The organism is Candidatus Symbiopectobacterium sp. NZEC135 (assembly GCF_025962695.1).
In genome coordinates this window covers 1-1535 of sequence record NZ_JAGFPF010000404.1, presented here as the reverse complement: position 1 = coordinate 1535, position 1535 = coordinate 1, and the positions used below count along the sequence as shown (strand labels likewise).

The following is a 1535-nucleotide window of genomic DNA, read 5'->3' as shown; positions in this document are numbered from 1 at the left end:
GCAATGACCTCTGCCATTATGCAGTCAATCAAGCAGGCGATAACGCAGGTCATTAATAAAATCATGCCGCAACTTGTTAATAACTCTATGCGACAGGGGAGTGCGGCATTGAGTCGAAGTATGCAATCTGTAACAAACCAGGTTGGAAGAGTGACACGGGAAATCAATAAAAAACTGGATCACATTTCAGATAAAGTAAATGCCAATGTTATGAAGGTATTGAAATTAAGCGATCCAGAAGATGCGAAACGCTTAGGTAACATTGCATTGAAACGATTGGAAATGTTGCAAAACGGCGTTCACACGGCGATGCCTGTGGTTCAAAGTGGAATGAGCATTAATATTTCAAATATCCGGCTTCAGGCCACCAAGGCCATTGCTGATTTTAATTTGGCCGCAATGGATGTCACCATTTTGCGCGATCTCATCAGTAAAATTCTTGCTAATCATGAAGAAGATAGCAAAGCATCTCAATCGATAAATATGACTTTGTCTGACATGTTAAGCAGTAAAGCCAACACTGGGAAGAGTGTTGTAAGAAATATCAGAGCCTAATAGGAGGCGTTATGGCAGTATCTATTTCAAACCCCAATAATACCAGTTTCCAGCCGCGGTCGAGTGCTCTTCCTGATGAGATGCATCGCAAAGGTATGGATAATACCAGTTTCATCGAGAAAGCGAGTTCCAGGCCTTTAGGTGCCACCGACATCAATCAAAATAGAGCGATGTTAGTGCAGCAAGCCTCCAGTCACCTTGTCGGTATTGATATTCGAATTCCTGACATCACCAAGCCGGTTTCTGATACGGATGCTAATTTGTTAAACAAACAAATTGCTTTGTATTCTCAAAATGGCGCTTTGATGCCTGCACAGAATGAAAAAATCGCTGTAATACCGGAGAAAGAAATAGCGAGTGGGCCAGAAAAAATCATGGCTGCGACAAAGTTTCTCGGTGGTTACATTAGTACGCGTTTTGAACCCATCATCGACTTGGCGAAAACGGCAGTATTGTTCAAGCATGCTGAACGTGACATGAAAACCAGTATGTTGGAGAAAAGCCAGAAAAGTCTCGAGCGCTCCGTTGAGCACAGCATGCAGGCTGCTCAAGAGCAGCTTAAAAAAGATCTTACCAGTAGCTTTGTGACCGGTGGTATGGCGTTGACTGGCGGAATCAAGTCTTATAAAGGACAAAGCCAGGCGATTAAAGGGTATGAGATCCAGGGCGCCAAAATTACTCAGCACAAGAACCTGGGTAATAAACTTGATGCTCAAGCAACGCTTTCACGCGGGAAGGATATGAATGATCCGATGTGGGCGCAAGATATGACCCGCTTGAAGCAATCTGCCACTCGTGAACACGTGTTGGCGCAGAAGCAGGAATTTCAACTCCAATCTACCCTAAGCGCCTCACAGCAACAAGTTGCTATTGGGCAAGGGCTACAGGGCGGAGCAATGGCGATGGGAACCATTGCCTCTTCCCAGATGATATTGAGCCAGGCTGAGCAGAATGGCCTACAGCAATTGCGGCAATTTGAT

General features: G+C 44.8%; 2 protein-coding genes. Both read left to right on the top strand.

What is annotated here, in order from left to right; translation table 11 throughout:
- Window positions 1–555, top strand: a 555-nt coding sequence (sctE, locus tag J5224_RS27305; RefSeq protein WP_264628279.1) for a type III secretion system translocon subunit SctE, incomplete at its 5' end; no start/stop codon positions are given.
- 11 nt (window positions 556–566) lie between these two features.
- Window positions 567–1535 (top strand): hypothetical protein (locus tag J5224_RS27300; RefSeq protein ID WP_264628278.1); only part of this gene is annotated, 969 nt, incomplete at its 3' end.